28 protein-coding genes are annotated in these 26,081 nt (G+C 37.0%); 6 read left to right on the top strand and 22 right to left on the bottom strand.

The features are described from left to right. Nucleotides 1-147: 147 nt before the first annotated feature. The 7 genes from C8C84_RS12170 to clpB form a co-directional block, all read right to left on the bottom strand. Complete coding sequence (locus tag C8C84_RS12170) at nt 148-1,074, bottom strand: YihY/virulence factor BrkB family protein (RefSeq protein ID WP_199717162.1); 927 nt, start codon at nt 1,072-1,074, stop codon at nt 148-150. Further along, nucleotides 1,071-1,463, bottom strand: a complete 393-nt coding sequence (locus C8C84_RS12165) for a hypothetical protein (RefSeq protein ID WP_199717160.1) — start codon at nt 1,461-1,463, stop codon at nt 1,071-1,073. Before C8C84_RS12165 ends, C8C84_RS12170 begins: the two co-directional genes overlap by 4 nt. Continuing rightward, nucleotides 1,460-1,813, bottom strand: a complete 354-nt coding sequence (locus C8C84_RS12160; RefSeq protein ID WP_121313905.1) for a hypothetical protein — start codon at nt 1,811-1,813, stop codon at nt 1,460-1,462. The genes C8C84_RS12165 and C8C84_RS12160 overlap by 4 nt, the downstream gene beginning before the upstream one ends. A gap of 11 nt (nt 1,814-1,824) precedes the next feature. Beyond that, nucleotides 1,825-2,115, bottom strand: a complete 291-nt coding sequence (locus C8C84_RS12155) for a YtxH domain-containing protein (RefSeq protein WP_121313904.1) — start codon at nt 2,113-2,115, stop codon at nt 1,825-1,827. A 220-nt stretch (nt 2,116-2,335) separates the two neighbouring features. Then, complete coding sequence (locus C8C84_RS12150; protein WP_121313903.1) at nt 2,336-2,884, bottom strand: ferritin-like domain-containing protein; 549 nt, start codon at nt 2,882-2,884, stop codon at nt 2,336-2,338. Between the two features lie 26 nt (nt 2,885-2,910). Continuing rightward, the gene (locus C8C84_RS12145) at nt 2,911-3,123 is read right to left on the bottom strand and encodes a hypothetical protein (protein WP_121313902.1); all 213 of its coding nucleotides are present in this window, start codon (nt 3,121-3,123) and stop codon (nt 2,911-2,913) included. A gap of 265 nt (nt 3,124-3,388) precedes the next feature. Further along, nucleotides 3,389-5,992: an ATP-dependent chaperone ClpB gene (gene clpB, locus C8C84_RS12140; protein ID WP_121313901.1), complete on the bottom strand. Its 2,604-nt coding sequence runs from the start codon at nt 5,990-5,992 to the stop codon at nt 3,389-3,391. Nucleotides 5,993-6,170: 178 nt separating this feature from the next. Here clpB and ytxJ point away from each other — a divergent pair, with 178 nt between their 5' ends. Further along, nucleotides 6,171-6,557 carry a bacillithiol system redox-active protein YtxJ gene (gene ytxJ / locus C8C84_RS12135; RefSeq protein WP_121313900.1) on the top strand — a complete coding sequence of 129 codons (387 nt, stop codon included), beginning with the start codon at nt 6,171-6,173 and terminating at the stop codon, nt 6,555-6,557. Nucleotides 6,558-6,620: 63 nt separating this feature from the next. On the opposite strand, the gene C8C84_RS12130 is transcribed toward ytxJ, so the two are convergent. From C8C84_RS12130 to thrA, 5 genes are all read right to left on the bottom strand, one after another. Next, entirely contained in the window at nt 6,621-7,808 is a 1,188-nt protein-coding gene (locus C8C84_RS12130; protein WP_121313899.1) for a hypothetical protein, read from the bottom strand. A gap of 68 nt (nt 7,809-7,876) precedes the next feature. Next, nucleotides 7,877-8,671: a hypothetical protein gene (locus tag C8C84_RS12125; protein WP_147406847.1), complete on the bottom strand. Its 795-nt coding sequence runs from the start codon at nt 8,669-8,671 to the stop codon at nt 7,877-7,879. Between the two features lie 5 nt (nt 8,672-8,676). Then, nucleotides 8,677-9,969 carry a threonine synthase gene (gene thrC / locus C8C84_RS12120; protein WP_121313897.1) on the bottom strand — a complete coding sequence of 431 codons (1,293 nt, stop codon included), beginning with the start codon at nt 9,967-9,969 and terminating at the stop codon, nt 8,677-8,679. A gap of 75 nt (nt 9,970-10,044) precedes the next feature. Beyond that, the gene (locus C8C84_RS12115) at nt 10,045-10,977 is read right to left on the bottom strand and encodes a homoserine kinase (protein ID WP_121315060.1); all 933 of its coding nucleotides are present in this window, start codon (nt 10,975-10,977) and stop codon (nt 10,045-10,047) included. Between the two features lie 46 nt (nt 10,978-11,023). Beyond that, nucleotides 11,024-13,471, bottom strand: a complete 2,448-nt coding sequence (thrA, locus tag C8C84_RS12110; RefSeq protein WP_121313896.1) for a bifunctional aspartate kinase/homoserine dehydrogenase I — start codon at nt 13,469-13,471, stop codon at nt 11,024-11,026. Nucleotides 13,472-13,873: 402 nt separating this feature from the next. On the opposite strand from thrA, the gene hutH reads away from it, so the two are divergent. Further along, on the top strand, nt 13,874-15,376 hold the full coding sequence (gene hutH, locus C8C84_RS12105) for a histidine ammonia-lyase (protein WP_121313895.1): 1,503 nt from the start codon (nt 13,874-13,876) through the stop codon (nt 15,374-15,376). 78 nt (nt 15,377-15,454) lie between these two features. Here the strand turns inward: hutH and C8C84_RS12100 are convergent, their stop codons facing one another. Both C8C84_RS12100 and C8C84_RS12095 read right to left on the bottom strand, forming a co-directional pair. Then, on the bottom strand, nt 15,455-16,075 hold the full coding sequence (locus tag C8C84_RS12100; RefSeq protein ID WP_121313894.1) for a peptidylprolyl isomerase: 621 nt from the start codon (nt 16,073-16,075) through the stop codon (nt 15,455-15,457). A 56-nt stretch (nt 16,076-16,131) separates the two neighbouring features. Next, complete coding sequence (locus tag C8C84_RS12095) at nt 16,132-17,112, bottom strand: GlxA family transcriptional regulator (RefSeq protein WP_199717158.1); 981 nt, start codon at nt 17,110-17,112, stop codon at nt 16,132-16,134. 130 nt (nt 17,113-17,242) lie between these two features. On the opposite strand from C8C84_RS12095, the gene C8C84_RS12090 reads away from it, so the two are divergent. Genes C8C84_RS12090 through C8C84_RS12080 form a run of 3 tightly spaced genes read left to right on the top strand, consistent with a single transcriptional unit; the run spans nt 17,243 to nt 18,500 of the window. Next, nucleotides 17,243-17,665: an SRPBCC family protein gene (locus tag C8C84_RS12090; protein ID WP_121313893.1), complete on the top strand. Its 423-nt coding sequence runs from the start codon at nt 17,243-17,245 to the stop codon at nt 17,663-17,665. Nucleotides 17,666-17,681: 16 nt separating this feature from the next. Then, nucleotides 17,682-18,056, top strand: coding sequence for a DoxX family protein (locus C8C84_RS12085; protein ID WP_121313892.1), 375 nt, complete (start codon nt 17,682-17,684; stop codon nt 18,054-18,056). Nucleotides 18,057-18,116: 60 nt separating this feature from the next. Further along, nucleotides 18,117-18,500, top strand: a complete 384-nt coding sequence (locus tag C8C84_RS12080) for a glyoxalase (protein WP_121313891.1) — start codon at nt 18,117-18,119, stop codon at nt 18,498-18,500. A 6-nt stretch (nt 18,501-18,506) separates the two neighbouring features. On the opposite strand, the gene C8C84_RS12075 is transcribed toward C8C84_RS12080, so the two are convergent. The 6 genes from C8C84_RS12075 to C8C84_RS12050 all read right to left on the bottom strand — a co-directional run bounded on the left by C8C84_RS12075 (nt 18,507) and on the right by C8C84_RS12050 (nt 22,920). Further along, nucleotides 18,507-18,893 (bottom strand): hypothetical protein, encoded by a 387-nt coding sequence (locus C8C84_RS12075; RefSeq protein ID WP_121313890.1) that lies wholly within the window; start codon nt 18,891-18,893, stop codon nt 18,507-18,509. A gap of 13 nt (nt 18,894-18,906) precedes the next feature. After that, nucleotides 18,907-19,320 carry a hypothetical protein gene (locus tag C8C84_RS12070; RefSeq protein ID WP_121313889.1) on the bottom strand — a complete coding sequence of 138 codons (414 nt, stop codon included), beginning with the start codon at nt 19,318-19,320 and terminating at the stop codon, nt 18,907-18,909. 170 nt (nt 19,321-19,490) lie between these two features. After that, entirely contained in the window at nt 19,491-20,540 is a 1,050-nt protein-coding gene (locus C8C84_RS12065; protein ID WP_121313888.1) for a two-component regulator propeller domain-containing protein, read from the bottom strand. A gap of 199 nt (nt 20,541-20,739) precedes the next feature. Next, nucleotides 20,740-21,288 carry a hypothetical protein gene (locus C8C84_RS12060; RefSeq protein ID WP_121313887.1) on the bottom strand — a complete coding sequence of 183 codons (549 nt, stop codon included), beginning with the start codon at nt 21,286-21,288 and terminating at the stop codon, nt 20,740-20,742. 219 nt (nt 21,289-21,507) lie between these two features. Then, nucleotides 21,508-22,350, bottom strand: coding sequence for a macro domain-containing protein (locus C8C84_RS12055; protein WP_121313886.1), 843 nt, complete (start codon nt 22,348-22,350; stop codon nt 21,508-21,510). 9 nt (nt 22,351-22,359) lie between these two features. Continuing rightward, nucleotides 22,360-22,920: a TIR domain-containing protein gene (locus tag C8C84_RS12050; protein ID WP_199717156.1), complete on the bottom strand. Its 561-nt coding sequence runs from the start codon at nt 22,918-22,920 to the stop codon at nt 22,360-22,362. Between the two features lie 411 nt (nt 22,921-23,331). Here C8C84_RS12050 and C8C84_RS12045 point away from each other — a divergent pair, with 411 nt between their 5' ends. Next, on the top strand, nt 23,332-25,137 hold the full coding sequence (locus C8C84_RS12045) for a serine hydrolase (RefSeq protein WP_121313884.1): 1,806 nt from the start codon (nt 23,332-23,334) through the stop codon (nt 25,135-25,137). A gap of 238 nt (nt 25,138-25,375) precedes the next feature. On the opposite strand, the gene C8C84_RS12040 is transcribed toward C8C84_RS12045, so the two are convergent. Both C8C84_RS12040 and C8C84_RS12035 read right to left on the bottom strand, forming a co-directional pair. Further along, the gene (locus tag C8C84_RS12040) at nt 25,376-25,693 is read right to left on the bottom strand and encodes a hypothetical protein (protein ID WP_121313883.1); all 318 of its coding nucleotides are present in this window, start codon (nt 25,691-25,693) and stop codon (nt 25,376-25,378) included. Between the two features lie 15 nt (nt 25,694-25,708). Further along, a complete protein-coding gene (locus C8C84_RS12035; protein ID WP_121313882.1) occupies nt 25,709-26,068 on the bottom strand; it encodes a hypothetical protein in 360 nt (119 codons plus the stop codon). Nucleotides 26,069-26,081 lie beyond the last annotated feature (13 nt).

The raw sequence follows: 26,081 nt of genomic DNA, 5'->3' as shown, positions 1-26,081 counted from the left end.
GATTTTTGATTTGTTTTGATTGATGATTTTGGGGATTAGTAGGGGAAAGAGGGGAAATGTTACAAGGATAGGCAATAGTAACTATTCGCAATCGCTACACACTTGTTAAACTAATGGCTATTGACTAATTACTAATACCTAATTGTGCTATTCCTTTACCACTTTCGTTTTCACTTCCGCCACCTTAACGGCATGCTCATCGGGTGCGACTTTGCCGTCTGTTTTTTCAGCGTAGATGTGGGTGAATTCGGCACCAAAGAAGACTATCATAGACGAGTACGATGCCCAAAGCAGGATTAAGATGATAGAACCCGCAGCACCATAACCCGAACCCGGATGGGCTTGACCGAAGTATAAGCCTAGACCAAATTTGCCTGTTTCAAATAACAAGGCGGTTACTAAAGCACCTACCCAAACATGTCTCCATTTTATTTTGGCGTCGGGAAAGAATTTGAACATTACTGCAAATAGTAATGCCAATATGCCCAAGGAGACGATAAAATTAAAGAATTGAAGTACGACCAAGAATAGGGTAGAGAAGTAATAGGTAATCAAATTACTCAGTGCCGCCAGTGCCGCCGAGATAACTAATGATAGGATAAGGATAAAAGCCATGGCGATAATTACCCCGAAAGAGAACAGTCTTGTTTTAAGAAAACTGAGTATTCCCGACTTGGAAACATCGGCTTGAACGTTCCAAATGTTGTTTAAAGATTTTTGGAACTCTACAAAAACACCGGTGGCACCTACTAAAATAGTAGTTATCCCAATGATAGTCGCCCAAACGGAGTTTCTGGATTGGGTGGCTTTGGCAATAATATCTTGAATTTGCAGTGCAGTATCGGCACCCATAACGGCAGTGAACTGTCCGGTTATTTGTCCGTTAACCGCTTCTTGACCAAAAAAATAGCCTGCCAGCGTAATGATTACGACCAGTAATCCGGGCAAGGCAAAGATGGCATAATAGGCTATAACGGCGCTTTCTTTAAAGGGATCTCTGTCCCACCATTTTTGGGCAGTGATTTTTAATATGGTAAAGAAATTTTTGAAACGAGTAGTCATTCCTTTTTTCAATTGGTTTTACTGCTTTTTTTGTTGAAGAAACTTTTAAACATATTACCAGCAATGGCTGAAAAGCCTCCGGTGTATTTGGAAACCAAGTTGGTTACCGCAAATTGAACAACGGTTCCGATTACTTTTCTAACCGGGCTGTGTGAGCTTCCCACCACAAGTTTTTTACCCATAATACCCGAAGTTAGACCAATGGCACTACTGACCATGTTGTCTTTGATATCGGGTGTATTGGTCATATTGTGAAAGACGTTTTTAATGATGTTGGCAGGTTTCAAACTTTCATATGTCAATTCAAACTGCTCTTGCAGTAGTCGCAAGTCGGTTTCGTTTTGTGCTTGGGCAACAAGAATCATCTGGTTTAATTCTTCGGTTTCGTTGTTGGTTTTCATAGCACTTTTTCTTTCATCATTTTTTTAACAATCGAATTGCTGATAGGATGTTTGATCCATTGGTAACGGTAAATGTGAAGCATCAATGCCATTAAAGCATAGAAGCCGCCAATGATTAAAAATCCGTAGAATACTTCGCCCAGTAATTTGCCTACCCAAATGGATATCCCGATATTAATAATTACGATTGACAATACAACTGTCATGATAACAGTAAGACGAGCCAACATTGAAGATACAACGTCTGCCGACTTGTCTATGGCATTAAGCTTAAACAATTTGACGGTAGATTTGCTGTAAACTTGAGCGCGCTCAAAAAGCGTTTCTATGGGTGTTGCATTGTCAATCATAATAGGCTTATTTATGATTTATAATTAGACATCGTATTGGCGGCCTCTTTTTTTATGTCTTCAAATTTAGCTTTTCCATTTTCGGCTATTTCTTGTGCGTCATGTTTGGCACTTTGAAACTTTTCCGATACTGAATCAGCAAACTCTTTATACTTTGATTTTAAATCATCAGCATAATCATTTCCTTTGTCTGCAATTTGCTGACGCGTTACTGAACCTTTTTCGGGTGCAAAAAGAATTCCTAAAACTGCACCAACAGCTAAACCGGCTAATGTTCCTAATACTACTTTTCCTGTACTCATAATTTTTTTATTTACTTGTTATTAATCATTTTTAAAATCCAACTGTATTGTACAACAAAGGTCAACCTATTGGAAGCAAAATATGTTATAATACTCTTTGATAAACTTTTAAGATTCACATGTTTGAGTGAGACTAAAGTTGACTGCAAATGGTACTAAGCCAATCAATTGCTTACCATAGTGATCAGATTCATTGTTATTCAAAATGAGTTTAGATAATTTATATCGCTTCAGAAGCAGCTTCCACATTAACAGCACCAATGGCTACAGTTGACAATTTTTCGTCAGCTGCTTTTTCTTCCTGAAGTGTTGCGGCTAACAGCACCACCACTCTGGTCAAATTTAGGGTTTCCCCAAACTGACGCAAGGTGCCATAAGTGGCCATTTCGTAATGCTCTACTTTTTGTGCAGCCGAAATGATTCCTGCATCTCGCATAGGACCTTCTTCGCATGACTTCATAATCTCGCCTGCTTCCTCTATCAAGCCTTGCATGGCTTTACAGGGTTTAGTTTCCGGTTTTTTGCCGAGGATTTCAAAGATTTGTCTCACGCGCTCTACATGATTGTGAGTTTCTTCAAGGTGATTGGTTAACGCCTCAATTAATTCTAAGGAGGAGGCATTTTGAATCATCGTTGGAATGGCTTTGGTTAGTGCTTTTTCTGCCCAATAGATATCCTTTAACTCATCGACAAACAACTTCATTAATTGTGATGATTTCATTGGCGGATGAGCTTGTTTTTGTTTTGTAGTTTTCAAAGTGTCTTTCATATTTATTATTGTTTAATTATTACTGATTATTTGTTTCGAGTATCGGCTTCTCTACTAGTTGTTTCAGTTGTAGTTTTTCTGTTTTTATCCTCTGATTCTTCCTTAGTTTCAGTGTGTTGGTTTTGGGCATTCTGACGAGTTTCAGTAGCCGATGGCGTATCGTCTAAATCCATATTTGTTCTCCCTTTTGACGCGCTTTCTCTTTGCGGACTGCGGTTGTCATTTTGATTTTTTTCCATTTTGATATAAGTTTAATTACAACTTATTGTTGTTTTGTAAAGTTGAACATATTAAAAATGAAAGGGTTGCGAAATTCTTTTTTTAAATTGTAATATTCCCACTTTGACCGTATACAGACGGGAAAGGCGAATAAAAAAGCCCCATTAGTCATTACAACTAATGGGGCTTTTCAATCAAACTAAAACCAATTTATTTATTTTAAGTTAAAAGAGAAGAAGGAAAAGGGATAAGTGTTTTTGCTTTAACGAGTGCAAAACTTATGTCTTATTCAACCAACTCACTTTGATTTCTAAATACCAACTGTCCATCAAAACTATCTAACAAAATAATACTATCTGTAGTGACTTTACCGGCTAAGATTTCCTTAGACAATTGGTTAAGCACTTCGCGCTGAATAACACGTTTTACCGGTCTTGCTCCGAATTGTGGATCGTAACCTTTTTCAGCTAAATAAGCAATGGCTTCCGGTGTGGCATCCATAGTGATGTTTTGCTGTGCTAGCATTTTGGTTACACTTTGCAACTGTAAGCCCACGATTTGTTTGATGTTGGCTGCCGTCAATGGTGTAAACATTACGATTTCATCGATACGGTTGATGAACTCCGGACGAACCGTTTGTTTTAATAGCCCTAAAACTTCCGTTTTTGCGGCTTCGGTTGCGGCTTCAATACCACCTTTAAGGTTTTCAAACTTCTCTTGTATAATGGCGCTTCCCATATTGGAAGTCATGATGATAATTGTGTTTTTGAAGTCGGCCAAGCGTCCTTTGTTATCGGTTAATCGACCTTCGTCTAGTACTTGTAACAAGATATTGAAGGTATCAGGATGTGCTTTTTCGATCTCATCTAATAAGATAACAGAATAAGGTTTTCTACGAACAGCTTCCGTGAGTTGTCCACCTTCGTCATAACCTACATATCCCGGAGGCGCACCAACTAAGCGGCTTACACTATGGCGTTCTTGGTATTCACTCATATCAATACGCGTCATGGCATTTTCATCATCGAATAAATATTCCGCTAAAGCTTTGGCCAATTCGGTTTTACCAACACCGGTGGTTCCTAAGAATAAGAAAGTACCAATGGGTTTCTTCATGTCTTGCAATCCGGCACGACTACGGCGTACAGCATCGCTAATGGCTTCGATGGCTTCTTCCTGACCAACAACTCTGTGATGCAATTCGTCTTCGAGGCGCAATAGTTTTTCTCTTTCGCCTTGCAGCATTTTGGTTACCGGAACGCCTGTCCATTTGGCTACTACTTCGGCTATGTCTTCGCGAGTGACTTCTTCTTTGATTAAAGAAGTTCCGGCTTGGTTTTCGGCCAATTGGGTTTGCAAAGCATCTAAACGTTCTTGAGCATCTTTTATTTTTCCGTAACGGATTTCGGCTACTTTACCATAATCACCATCGCGCTCGGCACGTTCGGCTTCAAGTTTGAAGTCTTCGATTTCCTGTTTGACCGCTTGGATATTGTCTACAACATCTTTCTCTGATTTCCATTTGGTAAAGATTTCGTTGCGCTCTTCTTTTAAGTTGGCTAAATCCATGCCCAAACCTTTCAGCTTGGTTTCATCATTCTCCCGTTTGATGGCTTCAATCTCGATTTCCAACTGCATGATCTTTCTGTCTAAGACATCGAGTTCTTCAGGTTTGGAGTTGATTTCCATACGCAACTTAGAAGCCGCTTCGTCCATCAAGTCAATCGCTTTGTCCGGTAAGAAACGGTTAGTGATATAGCGTTGTGATAACTCGACAGCCGCAATAATCGCATCGTCTTTGATACGCACTTTGTGATGGGTTTCGTATTTTTCTTTAATCCCGCGAAGGATAGAAATAGCGCTTTCGGTATCCGGTTCATCGACCATTACCTTTTGGAAACGACGCTCTAAAGCTTTGTCTTTCTCGAAGTATTTTTGGTATTCATCTAAAGTCGTGGCACCAATGGCTCTCAGTTCACCACGCGCTAAAGCCGGTTTTAAAATATTGGCTGCATCCATCGCTCCTTCGCCACCGCCGGCTCCAACAAGCGTGTGGATTTCATCTATAAAGAGAACGATATCGCCTTCAGCGGAAGTCACTTCTTTTACGACAGATTTCAATCTTTCTTCGAATTCGCCTTTGTATTTAGCACCGGCAATCAGCGCACCCATATCAAGCGAGTAAACGATTTTGTCTTTAAGATTTTCGGGCACGTCGCCGTCAACGATACGATGGGCTAAGCCTTCGGCTATAGCGGTTTTACCAACACCCGGTTCTCCCACTAACATTGGATTGTTTTTAGTACGACGGGTTAAGATTTGTAATACGCGTCGAATTTCTTCATCGCGACCAATCACCGGATCGAGTTTACCATTTCTGGCTAGTTCGTTGAGGTTTTTGGCGTATTTGTTTAGTGCGTTATAAGTTTCTTCGGCCGAAGCAGAAGTGACTCTTTCGCCTTTTCTGATTTCGGCTATGGCGGCTTCCAATCCTTTTTCAGTTACGCCTTGGTCTTTTAAGATTTGGGCGACTTTGCTTTTCGATTTAAAAATAGCCAAGAGCAAATGTTCAATCGAAACGTATTCGTCGTTCATTTTTTTGGCAATGATGTTGGCTTCGTTCAATGCCGTATTGGCTTCGCGAGACAACATAATATCGCCACCGGAAACTTTCGGGAAGCTTTGCAAAGTGCTGTCGAGTATCTTCTTAAATAAATCGACATTGACATTGAGTTTCTTTAAGATAAAAGGCGTCACATTCTCATCGACTTCGAGTATTCCTTTGACAAGGTGCTCGTTTTCGATTTGTTGGTGACCGAAGCTTTGAGCGATTTGCTGCGCTTGTTGGATAGCTTCTTGAGATTTGATGGTTAAATTATTAATATTCATAAGTTATATTTTTTTGTGTGTTGTTTAAAAGTTAAAACGAATTTTATAAAAATATATTTTAGTTAACTTTGGAGAGTAATCGACAATATGTGTTCCAATTTGCAAAATGAGACAAAATGACCGATTTAGTTATAAATTTATGTTATTTTACAGTCAAAATGTCCTAAAATAAGTCAAGATGAACCTATTTAAAAATATATTCGGGTCAAACGAATCAGAAAGCACCAATTCAAAAGTCAATTGGAGACCATTGATCGATATGGGTCAGCTGAATGAAATTATTAATGAATCCACCGAGAAACCGGTGATTATTTTCAAACATAGCACACGTTGTGGTATTAGCCGTATGACGTTAAAGCAGTTTGAGAATGAGTATGATTTAAACGATTTGGTGATGCCTTATTTTCTTGACTTGCTTCAAAACAGAGATATTTCCAATGAAATAGCCAAGCGTTTTGGCATTGAACACCAATCGCCACAATTGATACTAATCAAGAATGGCGAACCCATTTATAATGCTTCCCATGGCGATATTTATGCCGATGACTTGAAAAGATATATTTAAAAAAAACGCATTTGAATTTCAAATGCGTTTTTTATTGCTTTCTGTTGTCTGCTTTCAGCAGTTTTATTTCCTGAACTTATTTCTCGTGATGATGTCTTTCAGCTTATTCTTTAAATCGTTTCCGGTGTCGTAAACCATTTGCTCGTTAGAAGGAAAAGGCACCGCTCTGCGGTCGAGGTATTGGTAATAGTCTTGTTCGCAAGCACGTTTGTCACCACGTAATTTGGCATACATATAATTAAAAGTAAACTCACTGGCTAAAGGGAAAGTTTGTAATAATTGATTGTTTCTGAAATCAATATAATCAACTTTGGCGGTAACTTGACAGGCTTTGAATTGAGAGAATTCATAAACTTGAGCGCGCACAGTTCTCATATCATCCACTTTAATGTTGTTGCCTAAACTGTCTTTAACGATATTTCCATTAGCGTCGAGAAGGTTTTTAAGCCCAACTTTAATCAGTTTTTCTTTTTGGATTTCCTTTTCTTTAATTTGCTCCGGAGAAATATTGATTTGACGGAAGTTCACCACTAAGCCATAATCATAATCCATTCCTTTTACACGGTTGCTGTGGTAAACGGTCCATTTGTCATTTAAACCTAAGGTGCTAAAGTCTAATAAATCATTTTCCAAACGCACCGGAATAACCATATTGGTTTCGTTCTTCGTGTAAACATTGACAAAGTCAGTGCCTTTGAATTGGGCTTCTTCAATAAGTTTTTCGGTGTCTTTGAATCCGGGATTTAAACTTCTCAAATACAATAAATCATCATAAGCACGGCGAATGGTCATTTTGTCTTTGGTTACCAATAAAGCTTTCGAATTGTCATATAAGTATTTGGCTAAAGCATTTTTGCTGCTTACAATCTGATCAGAGTAATCGTCAAAAGGAAATTTAGCGTCGCGACCTTCTTTTAATAATTTCAACGGCAATAAAGGACGAATCTTTTCTTGGCGATTGTTGAGTTGTACATAAGTCTCATAAATTTTCTCTAAATTCTGCGGATTGGCATCTTTGAACCATATCTGGATGTTGCGTAAATCGCTTTCTTTGGCTTTTGCAAAAGCTTCTTCGAGTAGGTAAACATAATCTTGTTTGCCTTTAGCATTTTTGTTACCGCCACGTAAACCTTCGACTGCATTTTGAATGGCACCGTCGTAATCACCGGAAGTCAACATATCACGAGTTTGGCGAACGCCACAAGCAGAAACTATAATCAATAGTGCTAATAGAGAAGTAATTTTTTTCATTGGTTAGATTTTGAACAAATATAGGAGAAATCACTTTGTTTTTTGCAAACAAGATTCATTTTAGTTCGTCAATTTATAATGGTTTCCTTTTTCCGAAAAGCAACAATTACATCATATTCCAGTTTTCCTTTTTGAATATCCAACAGCACGGTTTGTCCTTCTTCTACGGTTTCAAAAAAAGATTCGGTTACTTCAAAACGTTCTTCAGATAAAGGCTTTGTTTGGAGAAATAACCAATGACTTGCGTTGCGTTTACCGCCGGTACTTTTTCGTTTGAGGACAAATTCTTTAGTGCTTATTGAAGGCTCAGCGTAAAAATAGTTGACAAAACTACCTGCGGAAGCTGACCATAAGAAGCAACCTATAAATAGGCCAAAGTGAACAGTATAGCGTCTTTTGCTCTCAAAGTAAACAGTTGGAGTTAATTTTTTGAGGATTATTGTTATTACACTCGCCACAGCAATTCCCGTAAATCCGGCTTTCCAAAACAAGTTGGTTCCACTGAGTGTGTTTTCTAAGTGTTGAAGTTCAAAAAGCAGGAAAACCAAACCGGTAAAAAAGAATCCACTTGAAAAATAATAGAGGAATCGGTCAAATAATCTAGTCTTCGTTTCCATGGTTGTAACCGGAGGAAAAAAAGAATCAATAATGAGTTGGGATAGGTATACAATCGTTATGATTTGATACATTCCGAATAAAAACAATAGCAGGACAACATAACTCAACGGCGGCTTTTCTTCTGCCCATATCCAGATTGGTATTACACAAAGAATAATGTAAAAAAGGCGTTTGCAAAAATCCTTTCGGATGGAGCTATCAAATTCCTGATTGTGGTTCAGGATTACTTTTTTCTTTTTAAGCATGGACATTACTGATTTTCCAAAAATGATTTCAAATCTTCATAAGTCTTAATCTTTGTCGAAACTTTTTCTTTCCCTAAAACACTTTCGATTTGTGTTGGAATTGGCAGTTTTAAATCCAATAAAGGTTCCACCACATCTAAAAATTTAATCGGATGTGCCGTTTCAAGGAATACACCGATGCTGTCCGGTTGTTTTTGCATTTCTTTTTTTAGTCCCAAATAGCCAACGGCGCCATGTGGTTCGGCAATGTATTGTGTGTTGTTGTAAATGTCTTTGATGGCGATTTCTGTTTCAGCATCCGTGAAAGCGTAAGAAGAGAAGTCTTTTTCAAATTGGCTTAAATCATAATGATACAATTCCTGAATACGAATAAAATTACTCGGATTCCCAACATCCATCGCGTTTGAAATCGTAGCAACAGAAGGTTTAGGTTCGTAGTTTCCTTTTTCTAAAAACCTTGGCACGGTATCATTGGCATTGGTGGATGCTACAAAATGGGCGATAGGCAAGCCTAAACGTTTCGCCATAATGCCGGCACAAATATTCCCAAAGTTACCACTTGGACATGAAAGGATAATCGGTTTGTCATATTTCTTCAATTGTTTGTATGCAAAGAAAATATAGAACATTTGCGGTAGCCAACGTGCAATGTTAATTGAGTTAGCTGAAGTTAGGTTTTTATGGTTTAACGTATGATCTAAAAAAGCCTGTTTGACCATATCTTGACAGTCATCAAATACACCATCAACTTCTAAAGCTTTTATGTTTTTACCCAGTGTAGTTAATTGACGTTCTTGTATTTCGCTGACTTTACCTGAAGGATAGAGTATGATTACTTCAACACCTTTTACATCTAGAAAACCACTAGCGACAGCACCGCCGGTATCGCCTGAAGTCGCCACTAAAACAGTTACTTTTTTATCGTCATTGCGATTAAAATAGCCTAAGCACCTCGACATAAATCGGGCGCCTACATCTTTAAACGCCATGGTTGGTCCGTGAAATAATTCCAAAGAAAAAATATCGTTTTCCACCGGAACACAAGGAAAGTCAAAACACAAAGTTTCGGCTATGATGCGTTTGAGTTCGGCTTCCGGGATTTCGTCTCCTACGAATTGTTTGATGGCTTCAAAAGCGATTTCCTCCTGTGTAAGGTTTTCTATGTTTTGAAAGAAAGAATAGGGAAGCGGTGTAATACTTTCCGGGAAGTACAAACCTCTATCGGGAGCCAAGCCAAGCACAACGGCTTTTTCAAAACTAACTCTCGGAGCATTCTTGTTTAAACTAAAATATTTCATTATTCGTAATTTATTCCGCTGCGCTTCATGCAATTCGCGGCTCAGGTTCTAATTAACTTCGTTCAATTCGGCTTTTTAGCCTCGGGTCGTAATTGTTTTAACTCCTTCATCATTCACTTTGGATATATGTATGTCAAAAGCAATTCCGGTATTCAGATAACTATTGCTCATCACGTAAGCTACTTTTTCGGCAAATATTTGTCCTTTGCATAACGCAAAAATTGAAGGTCCGGCACCTGATATTCCTGAGCCGAGTGCTCCATTTTGTAAAGCAGCATTTTTAACTTCTTCAAAATTAGGAATTAATCTTTTGCGCAAAGGTTCGATAATCACATCTTGTAAAGAGCGACCAATGAGCTCGTAGTCTTTGGTATATAATCCGGCAATAAATCCACCTACGTTTCCCCATTGGGTTATGGCATCTTTCAAAGCCACAGTTGGAGAAAGCACGGCTCTCGAATCGGAAGTTTTGACTTCAATATGCGGATGCAATACTACAGCGTAAATTTCACTTGGGCTTTCAATTTTAATCACATCTAACGGATTATAACCGCGAACTAAAGTAAATCCGCCCAATAGACAAGGCGCCACGTTATCAGCATGTTCGCAACCACTGGCCAATGCTTCACCTTTCATGGCAAAATCAATCAATTCGTGACGTGTGTAAGGCTTGCCTAATAACTCATTTATTCCAAAAACGGCTCCGGCCGCACTGGCAGAAGAACTTCCAATGCCACTTCCGGCTTTAATCTTTTTATGGATTTCAATTTCGAAACCACAATCGGGATTAGCGGCATTTACAATGGCAAGCGCAGCAACACCAGCCACATTTTTTTCGGTTTCTAAAGGCAAATCGGCACCGGTTATTTTGGTGATGCGAATGCCTTTTTCGTTAACCTTTCGGATAATCATTTCATCGCCAATGCCGTCTAAACACAAACCTAGCACATCGAATCCGCAATTGAGGTTGGCGATAGTGGCTGGGCAGAATATTTTTATTTTGTTCATTTTATTATTTTTCATTGTAGACGCGATTAATCGCGTCTCTACGACGTTAAACATTTCCAATTCGAATCACATCTGCAAAAATTCCCGACGCAGTTACAGCTGCTCCGGCTCCGGCACCTTTGATCAATAAAGGTTGATCGACGTAGCGGTCGGTATAAAACTGCACGATGTTGTCTTTTCCTTCTAAATTGTAAAACGGACTGTCAGCCGGAATAAATTGTAAACCAACACTGGCTTTGCCGTTTTCAAAAGAAGCCACAAATTTTAAGCGACTGTCTTTGTCTTTGGCTTCAGCCAAAAGATTGTCAAAATGGCTTGCGTGTTTGGTTAAAGATCTGAAAAAATCGTCGTTGTTGGTGGTTTCCATGCATGCTGCCGGCAGGAACGAATTGTTGGTAATGTCTTCCATTTCCATTTCGTAACCACTTTCACGAATGAGGATTAATATTTTACGAGCCACATCTACACCACTTAAATCTATTTTTGGGTCAGGTTCTGTAAATCCTTGAACTCCTGCTTCTTTTACAACATCATGAAAGTTGTAAGTGTCGCTGAAATTGTTAAAAATAAAATTCAAACTTCCGGATAAAACAGCATTGATTCTGTTTACTTTATCGCCCGAAGCAATTAAGTGTTTTAGCGTGTCAATGATGGGTAAACCGGCTCCTACATTGGTTTCAAACAAGAACGGCGCATTGTATTTTCGGGATAAATTTTTAAGGTTTCTGTAGTTACGGTATTCCGATGAACAAGCAATTTTGTTACAAGTGACAACGGCTATATTTTGCCCTAAGAACTGGTCGTAAATGCTTGCAATGTCATAGTTAGCGGTAATATCTACGAAGATACTGTTGCGTAAATTTAACTCTTTGGTACGAGTAATAAAGGCTGTCGGATCAGCGGTTTCGCCTTGGTTAAGCGTTTCTTTCCAATCTTTTAAATTGATGCCGTCTTCATCGAAAACCATTTTTCTGGAATTCGATAAAGCGATGACACGCACGTTGATTTTGAGATTTTCTTTTAGGAATTTCTTTTGTTGGCTGATTTGGTCTATGAACTTTTCGCCCACATTTCCAACACCCATAACAAATAAGTTTAATTGCTTGGTATTGTCTTCAAAGAAGCGTTCGTGTAACGTATTCAGTGCTTTTTTAACATCTTTTTCATTAATGACTACCGAGATATTTCTTTCGGAAGCACCTTGGGCAATGGCTCGAATGTTAACGTTGTTTTTACCTAAAGTGCTGAACATTTTGCCGCTAATGCCTTGGTGGTTTTTCATGCTTTCGCCTACGAGCGCTACGATACACAAATCTTTTTCTACGATACTCGGATCTACTTTTCCTTGGGCAATCTCCATTTCGAAAGCTTTATCGATAGCATTTTTGGCTTTATCGGCATCGGCATTTAGAATACCAATACAAATGGAGTGTTCCGAAGAAGCTTGCGTGATAAAAATAACGTTGATGTTTTCATTGGACAAGACTTCAAACAAACGTTTGGAAGAACCGGCAACGCCTATCATTCCTGAGCCTTCTAAGGTCAGCAAAGCGATATTGTCGATATGAGAGATGCCTTTTATTGGATTAGTTGAAGCTTCCGGTTGGTTTGAAATCAACGTTCCGTAAACTTCCGGTTCGAAAGTGTTTTTAATAAAAATAGGAATACTGTCTTTTAATACCGGTTGAATCGTTGGCGGATACAATACTTTGGCTCCAAAATGCGATAACTCCATCGCTTCCTGATAGGAAATCGTTTCAATCGGTTGGGCTTGCTTAACGCTTTTAGGATTGGCTGTGAACATTCCGTTTACATCAGTCCAGATTTCTAAAACTTCAGCTTTTACTGCAGCAGCTATGATGGCAGCGGTATAATCAGAACCACCACGACCTAAAGTGGTTGTATTTCCGTCTAAAGAAGAAGCAATGAATCCGGGAAATAAGGTCACTTGATGGTTATTGTTTTTAAAGTATTCTGCAATTAATTCGTTGGTTGTTTTAAAATCAACGGCCGCCTTTCCGAAATTAGAATCGGTTTTAATGATTTCGCGACTGTCTTTAAAAGCTGAATTGCTGACTTTTTGTTTCAAAGCCACAGCGATTATTTGGGATGACAACAATTCGCCAAAACCAGCTACGATATCAGCAGTTCTGTTTGTTAATTCACCCAAAAGATAACAACCATCTAACAATGTCTTTAAATGATTGATATTGCTGTTAATGGTGTCGATGATTTCGCTTTGGTCGCTTAAGGAAATCAATTCCTCGATAGCGTCTTTGTGTTTTTTCTCGATTTGACTAACGATATCTTTGTAGCCTTTGTCTTTATTGGCAGCGGTTTTTCCGGCTAAAATTAATAAATCGGTTACGCCGCTAAAGGCTGAAACGACTACAGCGAGTTGATTTTCTTTGCTTTTATTGGTTATTATGGCTATGGTTTTCGAAATGTTTTCAGCATTAGCTACTGAAGTACCGCCAAATTTTAATACGATCATGACTTGTTTGAGTTATGAGTTAGGAATGATGAATTATGAGTGATTTGCTTTCTTGCGAAAGTACATGTCAAGTGGATTATATGTGAAAATTATACCCCAAACGGGGTTGTAGTTGTTGATGTTGTTGTAGCCAAAGAAGCAGCCAAAGTATTGGTTGTAGGAGAGAATTGATATTGGACTAACAGTGACATCATGTTTTTCAAATGTATAACTTTTTAAGAATTAAAAAAGGTTTCCTTAAATTTTTAAGAATATCGCAATAATTCTTTTTAACCAATAGCTTTTTGTTTATTTCACTATTCTAAAGCTGATTTTTTTAATGAATCCTCAAAAAATACTCGACTAAATTGTTGCTTTTTAACAATCGTTTACGGAATTTTGGGCTTTTAATCCTCACCAAAAATGGAGCATTCGCATTACATCAGTACGGAAGTATTGACATTAGAGACTTTACAAGAAATTATTTCAGAGCACAAAACTTTAGCCCTTTCAGAAGAAGCTAAGATTAGCATTCAACAATGTCGTGATTATTTAGACCAAAAAATGGCTTCTAATGATGCCCCGATTTACGGTATCAATACTGGTTTTGGTTCGTTGTGTAATGTAAAAATATCGAATGAGAATCTGTCTCAACTTCAAGAAAACTTAGTAAAATCACATGCTTGTGGTACAGGAGAAGAAGTGCCTTCAGCCATTGTAAAGATAATGTTGTTACTTAAAATTCAATCGTTGAGTTATGGACATTCGGGTGTGCAATTGCAAACGGTAGAGCGTTTAGTAGATTTTTATAATCATGATATTTTACCGGTAATTTATACGCAAGGTTCGCTGGGTGCGAGTGGTGATTTGGCACCATTGGCTCATTTGTCATTGCCATTATTAGGCGAAGGCGAGGTATTTTTTGAAGGAAAGAAAGTGCATTCGTCAGAAGTATTGAAGCAATTCAATTGGCAACCGATTGTATTGCAATCCAAAGAAGGTTTGGCACTGTTAAACGGAACCCAATTCATGAGTGCTTACGGTAGTTATATCTTATTGAAAGCGATGAAATACTCGTATTTGGCTGATGTCATTTCGGCTATTTCTTTAGAAGGTTTTGATGGTCGTATTGAGCCATTTGATGAATTGATACATTATGTTCGTCCGCACAAAGGGCAAATTGTGACGGCTAAACGAATGAGAGAGCTGTTAGAAGACAGTCAAATCATTGCTCAGCCAAAAGCACACGTACAAGATCCGTATTCTTTCCGTTGTATACCGCAGGTACATGGTGCTTCTAAGGATACGATTGATTATGTAAAGAAAGTATTTAAAACCGAAATCAATTCGGTTACCGATAACCCCAATATCTTTAAAAATGAAGATGTAATTATTTCCGGAGGTAATTTCCATGGACAGCCTTTGGCATTAGCCTTAGACTTTTTGGGATTGGCTTTGGCTGAATTAGGAAGTATCTCCGAAAGAAGAACCTACCAATTGATATCAGGATTGCGCGGTTTACCGGCTTTCTTGGTTGACAATCCGGGTTTGAATTCAGGCTTTATGATTCCGCAATATACGGCGGCCAGTATTGCCAGTCAGAATAAACAATTGGCGACTCCGGCGAGTGTGGATAGTATAGTTTCCTCTAACGGACAAGAAGACCATGTGAGTATGGGCGCGAATGCAGCGACTAAAACACTTCGCATTATGGAAAACTTGGAACGCATTTTAGCGATTGAGTTGATGAATGCTTCGCAAGCCATTGCTTTCAGACAGCCTTTACAATCTAGTGAGTTTATTGAAATGTTCTTGAAATCCTACAGAGCAGAAGTGCCATTGGTGAAAGAAGACAGAATTCTACATTACGACATTGAAAACTCAGTGGCGTTTTTGAATAGTTTTATGATTGATTTGGAGGAGTAAGGAAGGAGTAGGGAGTAATGAGTAGGAGTGAGACTTTTTTCGTTTTTCAATAATTTTTTATTTTCTTACATCTCGTTTCTATTCCTTTATTAAATACGCTTTTCTAATCAAATCAAGCTTTGGAAAGGTTTGGTAAAATAAGTCACGATTCTGATATAAGTTGGGGTCAGACATGGGTTCTTCGGCATAGCCTGAGTATAATTTATCTACAGTTTCCATTCCATTTTTAACCTTGCCGATAGGAGTGAAGCCCTTTACGTCTTCAAAGTTCAAGGTATCAAGAACTTTGTTGTCTTCCAGATTAATAAAAACTTCTAAATCACGCGAGTCTTTACCGAAACGGGCAAAACTGATCGTACCTCTGGTGTTGCTGTGTAACACCGGTTCGTCGGGTATTTTGATACTTCTCCAGTTATTCATAGTCTTACTATCGGTATTGCCAAACTGCGCTACAAAACCCGGTACTACTCGGTAAAAAATGGCATTGTCGTAGTAGCCATGTTTGATTAGTTGGTAAAGTCTATCGGCTGCCTGAGGTGACCATCTTCGGGTGATTTCAATTTCAAAGTCGCCTTTGGTGGTTTCGAACTTAGCCGTGAAGGTTTCAGGTGCTTGCTCTTTGGTCCATGCTGTATTGAATTCGGTTTCTTTACAGCTGATTGTTAGTAGTATTAGCAATAGAAGGATTAGCTTTTGCATGTTTAAAGTTTGATGGTGTATAGATGCTAAGTTAGCGTTCTATTCAGTTTTTACAATTATACTTCGTATGAGGTTTTTGCAAACTTGTTTCTGTAGTCGATAGGGGTGAGACCGGTTATTTTTTTGAAGATATCTCTGAAAGCCTTGGTATCGGTGTAGCCTACATCAAACATTACTTCAGTTACATTTTTTCTTGAGGCTTCAAAGAAGGTTTTGGCGGCCTCAATTCTTACTCTTTGAAGGTATTCAATAGGCGTATTGTTAGTGGCTAGTTTGAATCTTCTTTCAAAGGTTCTGCGGCTTGCGTTGGCTAAATCAGCTAAGCTTTCAATGGTTATTTTTTCTTCATAATTCTTTTCGATGTAATCTTGCACTTTTTGTATTTCAACATCGGTGTGGTTGCGTTGTCCTCTAAAAATGGTAAAAGCGGCTTGACTGTCTCTGCCAATATCTAAAGCAAAATATTTTGAAATCATAATGGCGGTTTCCCTATCTGAATACTTTTCTATTAAATATAAAACTAAGTTCCACAAACTACTGGCACCGCCGCTACTGTATATGTTTTCATGTTCAGTGATAATGGCACCATCTTCTACTTCTACCTCGGGATATCGTTCTTTAAATTCATTGATGTAAGCCCAATGGGTAGAACACTTTTTACCATTGAGCAAACCGGTTTCAGCCAACAAGAATGCACCGATGCAAAGACTAGCTACACTACTTCCTTTCTTATACAATTCAGTAAAATAAGGGATAGCTTCAGCATTAGCTTCAATACCTTTTAAAGTATCGCCATAAGTAGGCGGAATGATTAATAGGTCGGTTGTTGAAACGTCTTTTAGTAATCTGTCGGTTTTGACGGTGTATTCACCATTATTGGCGGGCACAAATTTATTTAGGCCGACATACTCTACGTTGAATATAGGTTTTTTACCAAAGGCTGTAAGAAACTCATTGGCGGTATTAAATGATCTAAATGGTGGTGTAATTGCTTCTATAACGCCATATTCAGGAACAAAAACAGATACTTGCATCATGGTAATGTATTAAAAAACAAATATATAAAATACAGTTGTCATAATCAACCCCTAAGGTTGGCGTAATTGCACATTGTAAATAAAACGAAGCTTTAGCACCTTTGTAATATCAAATTAACAAATAAAAAAAATGACAACAACCACAAAAATTACAGTAGAAGCCACCATCAATGCTCCTGTACAAAAAGTTTGGAATGCTTGGACTAATCCGAGTGATATTATGATTTGGAATACAGCGGATCCCAGTTGGCATTGTCCAAGTAGTGAAAATGACCTTAAGATAGGCGGAAGATTCAAAACAAGAATGGAAGCCAAAGATGGTAGTTTTGGTTTTGATTTTGAAGGCACCTACAACAAGGTAGACCTGCATAAAGAAATTACCTATACCATGGATGATGGTAGAGTTGCCAAGACTTTATTTACCGAGGATGGAGATACTACTAAAGTAGAAACCACTTTTGATGCAGAAACTCAAAACACTATAGAGTTGCAAAAAGGCGGTTGGCAAGCCATTTTAAATAATTTTGTAAAACATGTAGAAGGTAAAAACTAACGGTAAAATCAAAAAGATGAAAAAAGATAAAATAATATACTGGACCGCAACCATCTTCATATTACTGTTTGAAGGTCTAATGCCTTTAGCTACACTATTATTTGCACCACAGTATGCTACGGCAGGAACTGAACCCTTGGGTTATCCTAATTACTTTGCTTATGCTCTTATTGTATGTAAGGTGTTGGGAGTCATTGCTATAACATTGCCACAAGTTTCTCCAAAGGTAAAAGAATGGGCTTATGCCGGATTTACTTTTAACCTTTTGTTTGCCGCATTGAGTCACGCTGTGGTTGATGGCAATATTGGGTTTGTGATTATGCCCATTGTGATTTTAGGAATACTGGCTGTTTCTTATTACTATGCTGATAAAATCTCTAAAAATGATTAGTATTTGTTATCAGATGACTGACCGAATTCAGGAATTGCTGTAGTTTTTAAATGCATTATTATGCAAACAAGAGATAAAATAAAGAGTGCCTTTTTCATTACTTTCAACGGTAATTGCAAAAGGGCACTCAAGTTGTATCAAACCTGTTTTGGTGGTGAATTGTATTTTGACACTTTTGCACAATCAATTACAGGTCTTGAGGAATTACCGGTAGTAGGAGGATTTTTTATTTCTAATAAGATTACTATCTATGGTTCAGATTTGGTACATAACGAAGGCAGACGAACAGGTAATCATATCGCGCTTTATGTGTATTGCGATAGTCATGAAGAGCGATTATTGTATTTGCAAACGCTAGATGCCAATGTTCCTGAAAATTATAAAGAGCAAAAGCTTATAGAGATTACAGACCTTTATGGAGTGGTGTGGGTTTTTGGGGTGTAGCTAGTATTAGTGGCTTTGTTGTATTCTGAGAAATACATAGGGCGCCAAAGCAATCCAAACGGGAATTAATAACCAGAGTTGACCTTTCGTTATGTTATAAGCTTCTAACAATTGCGCTAAAGAATTATCTCTGTAAAGACCAAAACCGAATTCAAAGGCTAATGTCAGTGTCATCCACAATAATCCTATGAGTAAAGACTCGGTTACTGATTGTGGTGGGTGTTTTTTAAGAACAAAAAAGATATATATACCCAAAAGTATCATTAATGATACCGTTGAGATTTGGTGAGCTGACAAGTCGTTAATGTGTTTCTTATACCATAAATCCCTTGCTGTTCCGTTTATGATAGCCAGAACAACCATTGGAAACCAAAGTAAAACATATTTGAGCATGGCGATACTACATTTAAGCTGCCGATTTAAAACTCGACTTATAAATATCTAAAAGTATAAGAATTCCCAATAATAAAGAAGCTATGGCGCAAATTTGTAATCTTCCGCTTCCTAGTTCCAACATATTTAAGGACAAACTTACTGCCCAAATGATAAAGATGTTTAGATTGAATAAACCACTCAGAACATATAAGAAATTGGCTTGTAAAGGATTGGCTTTCTTTTGATAGTGATAAACCAACCTGATGAGTAACAAGATACCACCCAATACTACTGCTGCTACTGCGGTATAAACAAAGTTAAGGAATAAGCCCAGACTGTGCATTATCTCATCCTTCTCGGTGAAGTAGTCAAAAAACAAATATAAGGTCCAAATATTTATGATGGCAAAGCTGATGACAGCATAGGTTAAGATTTTTTCTTTCATTTTTCTTTTTTTTGAGTATTTCACAAGGTAGGTCAATTGGGATGAGTAATGCTATTATTTAACAATTTATGTATAGTAAGAGAGAAGAGGGAAAAGGGAAAAGGGAAAAGTTATATAAGGGAAATTAAGCCACACAATTGTTACAAATAGCGGTTATGCGTTCGTATTTATTATTTCCAAGGTCCTTTTGTAGTTACGTTTATGATTTCCCCATTCTGATTAATTCTATATAATCCACCTGCTCCGCCTAGCCATAAATTTCCTTTTCGGTCTTCCCTCATTCCCATAATTGAAATTGGAACATTGTAGTGTTTAAATGCTACTCCATCGTATCTATATACACCATTTTTTACGGTCGCTATCCATATATTATCAGATTTGTCTCTGTAGATTTCGTACACATCGCCATCATTAAATCCTGCTATTTCCGGAAATGAAATAATTTCATTCCCTATCATTTTATTGATTCCACCCTTTCCAAATCGCTTTTTAGGGTCAGGATCATCTCTTTCGGCGACTCTCGTTCCAATCCAAACACTTCCATCTTTGTCAAATTCAATTTGGGTGATATTATTAGAGTGCAGTCCATCTTTTTTCAGAAGATGAGTAAATGATTTTCCATCAAATTTACAGACACCATAACCATCTCTTCGAAACCAAATATTGCCTTCGGTATCTTCTCTGATACCCGTTACCCAATATTTGGTATCTTCATTTATTTTGGTATCTACTTTAGGATACGGAATTGAAAATGGATGAAATGCTTGTCCGTCAAATTTATAGACACCATTCCAAGTGCCAACCCAAAAAACGTTCTTACTATCAATAAGTAAATTGGTAATCACATTGCTGCTAAAATCGTCTCCTACTAAAAAATTCGTAAAATTCTTCCCATCATATTTGGATACGCCTTCTCCAGTATGTAACCAAAAGATACCATTTGAATCCTCAATTATTCCTGTCACTCTATCAGATGGCAACCCGTCCTTTGTTGTAAAATATTTTAAATTTTCACCGTCATACCTTGCAATTCCATTTCCATTTGTTCCGAACCACAAGTTTCCTTTGGAATCTTCGAAAATACTTGTAACATATTCTCCAATTTGAGATTCAATTTCTACTTTATCTGAATCACTTTTTTTATTAGTGTTTACTTTCTTTTCTTGTGAGTTACAAGAAGTTGATAAAATCGATAACGTTAGTAGAATAATCAGTTTCATTTTTTTCTGTTTTTATATGACGCACTACATTTTGCAGCTTGTAATCCCAAAGCTTTGGGACGATGATTTATTACTATTGATTCTAAATATAAAATTCCTTTTGAGTTTTCAGAGACCCGAGCCGAAGGCGAACAGGCGCTGCAAAATTCGGGAAAAGCCTAAGCGCGCAGTTGTTACAAACTGCTGCTAGCAACAGTTATTATTTTAGAGATTGTAAAACAGACAACAACTCTGGTGACTTGCTAATTTGAGTTTTAGTCCAAAAATAGCATTGTTCGTCAACAACTCCTTCATCTTTGAGATAGACAGAAATTGTATTGTTAAAATCTCCTATGATAAAACTTATAATAATTTCTTTAGATTTAAAAATATAAGTAATAGACTTTCTTTTTTCTGCCTTTTTTGAAAGGTTTGGTATAATATAAGTTTCAACAAAGATTATAAATTCCGATATTTCATTAAGATCAACCCACGAAGATTTAAAATATGTGAAACCACGACAATTTACAGTCATATCTACTTGAAGAGCTTTTACTTTTTGACCCGTTTTCAAATCTGTTATTTCAACAGGGAAAAACGATACGGTTTCACCAAGTCCTGATGCTAGATTCGCGACAATATTCCAATCTCTATCGATTCGGGTTATATCTGCGTTCTCAATGAATTTCCTAGTATCCGAATTTGAATTATTTTGTGCTGACAAAAAATTGCTAGCGAATAAAAAAAGTATTATTATCTGTCTTCTCATATTGTACATAGGTGAATTATAATTGCTGCTAACGTGCCGCAGATTGTGATAGTTGCGACGATTTATTACTGATGATTACAAATATAAAATTCCTTTTTGAGTTTTCAGAGAAAACTCGGAATAATCCCAAGCCACGCAATTATCACAAACTGCTGTTATAGCCAGTGGTCTTAATTTTTTAGCTGGGCGTATTAATTAATCTTGTTCAAATTCCGTTTATCATAAATCCAGCTCTATAGATTTTAGGTTGAATAAATTTATTTGACCCATCTTATCCTTATGTATTATGATAGCTAGTTTTGCAGGATATTTAAATTTCATTTCACTTAGTTTAAATGTCCAGAGCATAATTTTCAACAAATCTTCATCAGCGATATTTTTGTGCTCTTTTATTCGCGTGATACCAGAACCAAAGATGGGAACCGATACAGTTTTTTGAGCGTACACTCGGTTTATTCTATCCCAAAAATTTATAAGAAATTCTAAATATTCAGGCATTGTTAGGGTTGCCTTATTATGCTCGTCAAATTTTGTAAACGCAGTCAGGACAAAATCATTATAAACAAAAATAGTACTTAATTTAAATTTTACTGTTTTGCCTCCGAGATTTCTTTGACATTCACCATCAATAACATCTGATGAATTTGTGCTGGCTTCTATAAACTGGTCTAGCTCGCTGGTATTTTCTCCAAAAATGCGGTTAATGAATATTCCGTTAAGTGATTTTTTTGAGATAATTTTATCGTCAACCAGTGTGTCAAAATACTCATTAAATGCTATAACTTTCAATCCATTTTCTAAAAATATATCGCCACATTTTATGTTTACATTGCTTCCGTCCACGTCAATATTTATATCGGTTAACTTGTTTGCACGGTACCAGATAACGAGGTAAATAACAACTAGTATAAATGCAAACAGACATCCAAGATAGACTAGATATTCTTCATATTCATCTTGCACGACATTGAAAAGTAATATAAAAGAAAGAACAGCTGAAACTATTGAAAAATATTTCCAGAATTTATTCCTTACGTTTTTATCAAAAAATTTTACTTTCATCCGAGCCAATTAATAATAATAATTTCCAGCGTTTTTTCCTGAGCCGACGATGAAATTCGAATTATTCAGAGCTTGACGAATGGTATCTTTGCTCATTGGGACATGTAATACCGGTACTTTCGACATTGAGTCTTTGAAAATAGGCAATTTATCCCAAAGGCCTTTTACTTTATTATTTAAACCGGTTTTATCGACATTTAATAAATCACTATTACTTTTTAAGTCAGGATATATTACGATAACAGGTAACTCTAGAGTATTAATTCCATAATCAATTTCTTCCTTCAAAGCTTTTGAATTTATTGTGTCGTCACTCAGAAATAATACAATATTTTTGGAATTTCTCAACCTTTCCCTAAGTCGGGGTTTGAGTGTAGTTTCCCAATCGCTATTATCACGAACGTTATATGTTGTGTCATGAGCGTTATTAAAAGGAAACGAATTGTCCAAGCCTTTCCACGCTTTCAACATATTGTAATAACAAAAATCTTTTGTTGCGTGTGCCCCGAGAGCTGATTCACTGAATGGTTCACTCACGTAGAATGCACTGTAATTGCAATTTTTACTCATAATTTTTTTGGTGTTGATTAATAAAGTTAATTGCGGGGCGAAGCAAAGGTAACAAACTTCTCAATGTTCTGATAATTATTTTATTTACGAGGCATTAGTGTTGTTGTAACGTAAGCGTCGATTACCATTGGCTATAACGTGTTCATCAATATGATAAAATATTCAATTATCATCTTTATTTGCTAATCATCTCAAATTTAATCAATTTAAAAGTGGCAAGGAATCTGCGGTGGTAGGGATTTATAATCAAGTTATTAACACCATTTTCGTACAAGCAGCCGATTGAATATAGTTTTCTGAGGATTATGTTCTTAGTTTTATTTTATGAAAAAAACTTATATTTGATGGTAGTAACAAGTTTCACTCAGGAATTATATTCCATACAAACTAACCAAAACAAAACACAAAGGCATGAAAAAATTGTTCTTCTTCTTAGTAGCTATTGGCTACTCGGCTATGGCATTGGCGCAACAAGACAAGCGCTTGAAAGGGATTGATGTTGAGTTAAACAAGATTTTAGAATCCACAAAAGCCGCTGGATTTGCGGTGGCAGTAGTAGAAGGCGATAAGATTATCTATGCTAAAGGTTTTGGGTATAGAGATTATGAAAATAAGGTTTCGGTAGATGCGAATACTTTGTTTGCTATTGGCTCTTCTTCAAAAGCTTTTACTTCGGCTATTTTAGGTCAGTTGCGCAAAGAAGATAAATTGTCTTTTGATGACAGCCCGAGAAAATATATTCCGGAGTTGAAATTCTTTAATGATAATATGAATAACAACATTATCATTAAAGACCTGATGTGTCATCGCACGGGTATGTCGCGTCATGATTTTTCATGGTATTTTTTTCCAACTACTTCCAAAGACACTTTGGTACAGCGCTTAGCACATCAGGAACCTTTTGCCGGTGTGAGAGAAAAGTGGTTGTACAATAATTTTATGTTTTTAACCCAAGGTGTTATTGCCGAGCGCATCACCGGGAAAAGTTGGGAAGACAATATTAAAGAACGTTTTTTTCAACCGCTGGGCATGACAAGGTCTAATGCTTCTATTGGAGAAATGAAAACGGCTACCAATGCTGCTTTTGGATATGAGTTGAAGAAAGAGACTGTCATTAGTAAAATGGAGTATTATGATATTTCGGGTATGAGTCCGGCAGGAAGCATCAACAGTAGTGTAAATGATATGTCTAATTGGATGATCACTTGGCTTAACAAAGGAAAGTTTAAAGGGCAACAACTCATTCCTGAGAATTATATTGAAGAAGCTATGAGTTCTCAGATGGTTATTGGCGGAGCCTTATTTGATAAAGAAAACCCGGATATTCATTTTGCTAATTATGGTTATGGTTGGTTTTTAAAATCTTATAAAGGACATTACCGCGTAAATCACGGTGGAAACATTGATGGTTTCTCAGCGGATGTTACCCTTTTTCCGAGTGATAATATTGGGATAGTGGTCTTAGTGAATCAAAATGGTTCAGCAGCTCCGGGTTTGGTTAGAAATACGATTTCAGACTATATCTTAAAGGTAAACAAAACCGATTTCGTAAAAATGTATAATGAAGATATGGCTAAGGCCAAAAAAGCAGAAAGTGAAGTAAAGAAAAAAGCCGCTGCCGAAAAAATAGTGAATACCAAACCTTCTCACATTTTACAAGAGTATACCGGTAAATATTCTAATCCGGGTTATGGTGAGTTTAGCATTACCAATGTAAACGATTCCTTGTTTGCTAATTTCAAATTAAAAAAACTCTATTTGAGACATGCTCATTATGATATTTTTGAACCTTTTGAAGTGAATAATAAAGTGATCGACACAACAGAAAGCGATGGCAATACCCGTTTTAATTTTGCTACCAATGACATGGGTGATATAGCTTCATTAAAAGTAAAGTTGGATGAATTATTAGAGCCTATCGAATTTAAACGCAGACCTAATACGATAAAAGTTAGTAAAGAGGTTTTGGCCCAATATGTAGGCGAGTATGAGTTGGCCGGAATGACCGTTAAAGTTTATACCAAAGACGATACTAAACTGTTTTTGTTTGTAGCCGGACAGCCGGAATATGAATTGTTGGCTACCGACACGCATCAATTTTCTTTTAAAACCATTGAAGGTTTTAAAGTGAAGTTTGAAGAAGAAGCCGATAAAACGATAAAAAGCGTGATTTTAATTCAGCCTAATGGGAAGTTTACGGCAAAGCGGAAGTTGTAAGGGTTGATTTTGATGACCGTTATGTATCCAAGATTATAATAAAAAAACTCCTCAGCAATGGGGAGTTTTAATTATTTATGGTGAGGAGAAATGACAAATAGGCTGCCACAATCAATTACACCTCGGACTAACAAATAAGAGAGTAAGAATAAAATACTGTAAGCAAGTCTTATCGGATTTTGCTTTTCTTTTTCTGAAGTGAATTTGATATTATGGGGTAACCTTTTCATAGGGTCATTTATTTGACAAATCTTTGAAGGATATTGCCGAGTATTTTTTTTATAGGGTTTTGAAATTGACTTAAAACACTGTTTCGGGATAAAAATTTTGAGGTTACATTGACCACAGTATTTATTAAATCAGATTTAAAGTCAGTTGATAAACCGGATGAATTCTCCTCATTTGGAAACAAAAATGACTTTAGAAGCGTTAACGGATTTAAGGATTGGGTAAAGTTATGAACCTGTGATCTGAGTTCGAGCAATTCTAAATCTTGTTTCTTTTGCAGGTGCTCAATATGTTCCATCAAAAGCTGTTCTTGTGTAATTGTTTTCATGTTGGTTTTCAAGGGTTAAGGCAACCTATTGTTGGTTTGTAACATGCTCTTGATTACCATATTGCTTATGGGAGTTCTAATCCAAGTTTTTCTAAAGACTAAAATAATGACCCAAAGAAGGAGATAACCTAAACCAACTATAAAAAAACCGTAATAATTTTTGTCAAGAACATCGCCTAACCAAAGAGCGATGCCAATAGAAAAAAATAAGGAAACCAAAGCAACAACCATAGTTAGGATAAATCTAACCGATAATGTAGAGGTGAGTGAGGCTATTTCATAAATGGCTTTATGTTTATAAAGTTCAAATGAAGTTTTGCCATACTGTTCTACGTTTTCAAATAGATTTTCTAAAGTTGTTGCCTTGTTTTCCATAAATTATATAATG

Source organism: Flavobacterium sp. 102, from assembly GCF_003634615.1.
Classification (GTDB): Bacteria; Bacteroidota; Bacteroidia; order Flavobacteriales; family Flavobacteriaceae; genus Flavobacterium.
This window is presented reverse-complemented; position numbering and strand designations above follow the sequence as displayed.

Excerpts from the sequence above, each read along its gene's own strand:
- C8C84_RS12165 (WP_199717160.1), bottom strand. The coding sequence starts at position 1,463 with ATGAAAACCAACAACGAAACCGAAGAATTAAACCAGATGATTCTTGTT.
- C8C84_RS12160 (WP_121313905.1), bottom strand. The coding sequence starts at position 1,813 with ATGATTGACAATGCAACACCCATAGAAACGCTTTTTGAGCGCGCTCAA.
- C8C84_RS12155 (WP_121313904.1), bottom strand. The coding sequence starts at position 2,115 with ATGAGTACAGGAAAAGTAGTATTAGGAACATTAGCCGGTTTAGCTGTT.
- C8C84_RS12150 (WP_121313903.1), bottom strand. The coding sequence starts at position 2,884 with ATGAAAGACACTTTGAAAACTACAAAACAAAAACAAGCTCATCCGCCA.
- C8C84_RS12145 (WP_121313902.1), bottom strand. The coding sequence starts at position 3,123 with ATGGAAAAAAATCAAAATGACAACCGCAGTCCGCAAAGAGAAAGCGCG.
- clpB (WP_121313901.1), bottom strand. The coding sequence starts at position 5,992 with ATGAATATTAATAATTTAACCATCAAATCTCAAGAAGCTATCCAACAA.
- ytxJ (WP_121313900.1), top strand. The coding sequence starts at position 6,171 with ATGAACCTATTTAAAAATATATTCGGGTCAAACGAATCAGAAAGCACC.
- C8C84_RS12130 (WP_121313899.1), bottom strand. The coding sequence starts at position 7,808 with ATGAAAAAAATTACTTCTCTATTAGCACTATTGATTATAGTTTCTGCT.
- C8C84_RS12125 (WP_147406847.1), bottom strand. The coding sequence starts at position 8,671 with ATGCTTAAAAAGAAAAAAGTAATCCTGAACCACAATCAGGAATTTGAT.
- thrC (WP_121313897.1), bottom strand. The coding sequence starts at position 9,969 with ATGAAATATTTTAGTTTAAACAAGAATGCTCCGAGAGTTAGTTTTGAA.
- C8C84_RS12115 (WP_121315060.1), bottom strand. The coding sequence starts at position 10,977 with ATGAACAAAATAAAAATATTCTGCCCAGCCACTATCGCCAACCTCAAT.
- thrA (WP_121313896.1), bottom strand. The coding sequence starts at position 13,471 with ATGATCGTATTAAAATTTGGCGGTACTTCAGTAGCTAATGCTGAAAAC.
- hutH (WP_121313895.1), top strand. The coding sequence starts at position 13,874 with ATGGAGCATTCGCATTACATCAGTACGGAAGTATTGACATTAGAGACT.
- C8C84_RS12100 (WP_121313894.1), bottom strand. The coding sequence starts at position 16,075 with ATGCAAAAGCTAATCCTTCTATTGCTAATACTACTAACAATCAGCTGT.
- C8C84_RS12095 (WP_199717158.1), bottom strand. The coding sequence starts at position 17,112 with ATGATGCAAGTATCTGTTTTTGTTCCTGAATATGGCGTTATAGAAGCA.
- C8C84_RS12090 (WP_121313893.1), top strand. The coding sequence starts at position 17,243 with ATGACAACAACCACAAAAATTACAGTAGAAGCCACCATCAATGCTCCT.
- C8C84_RS12085 (WP_121313892.1), top strand. The coding sequence starts at position 17,682 with ATGAAAAAAGATAAAATAATATACTGGACCGCAACCATCTTCATATTA.
- C8C84_RS12080 (WP_121313891.1), top strand. The coding sequence starts at position 18,117 with ATGCAAACAAGAGATAAAATAAAGAGTGCCTTTTTCATTACTTTCAAC.
- C8C84_RS12075 (WP_121313890.1), bottom strand. The coding sequence starts at position 18,893 with ATGCTCAAATATGTTTTACTTTGGTTTCCAATGGTTGTTCTGGCTATC.
- C8C84_RS12070 (WP_121313889.1), bottom strand. The coding sequence starts at position 19,320 with ATGAAAGAAAAAATCTTAACCTATGCTGTCATCAGCTTTGCCATCATA.
- C8C84_RS12065 (WP_121313888.1), bottom strand. The coding sequence starts at position 20,540 with ATGAAACTGATTATTCTACTAACGTTATCGATTTTATCAACTTCTTGT.
- C8C84_RS12060 (WP_121313887.1), bottom strand. The coding sequence starts at position 21,288 with ATGAGAAGACAGATAATAATACTTTTTTTATTCGCTAGCAATTTTTTG.
- C8C84_RS12055 (WP_121313886.1), bottom strand. The coding sequence starts at position 22,350 with ATGAAAGTAAAATTTTTTGATAAAAACGTAAGGAATAAATTCTGGAAA.
- C8C84_RS12050 (WP_199717156.1), bottom strand. The coding sequence starts at position 22,920 with ATGAGTAAAAATTGCAATTACAGTGCATTCTACGTGAGTGAACCATTC.
- C8C84_RS12045 (WP_121313884.1), top strand. The coding sequence starts at position 23,332 with ATGAAAAAATTGTTCTTCTTCTTAGTAGCTATTGGCTACTCGGCTATG.
- C8C84_RS12040 (WP_121313883.1), bottom strand. The coding sequence starts at position 25,693 with ATGAAAACAATTACACAAGAACAGCTTTTGATGGAACATATTGAGCAC.
- C8C84_RS12035 (WP_121313882.1), bottom strand. The coding sequence starts at position 26,068 with ATGGAAAACAAGGCAACAACTTTAGAAAATCTATTTGAAAACGTAGAA.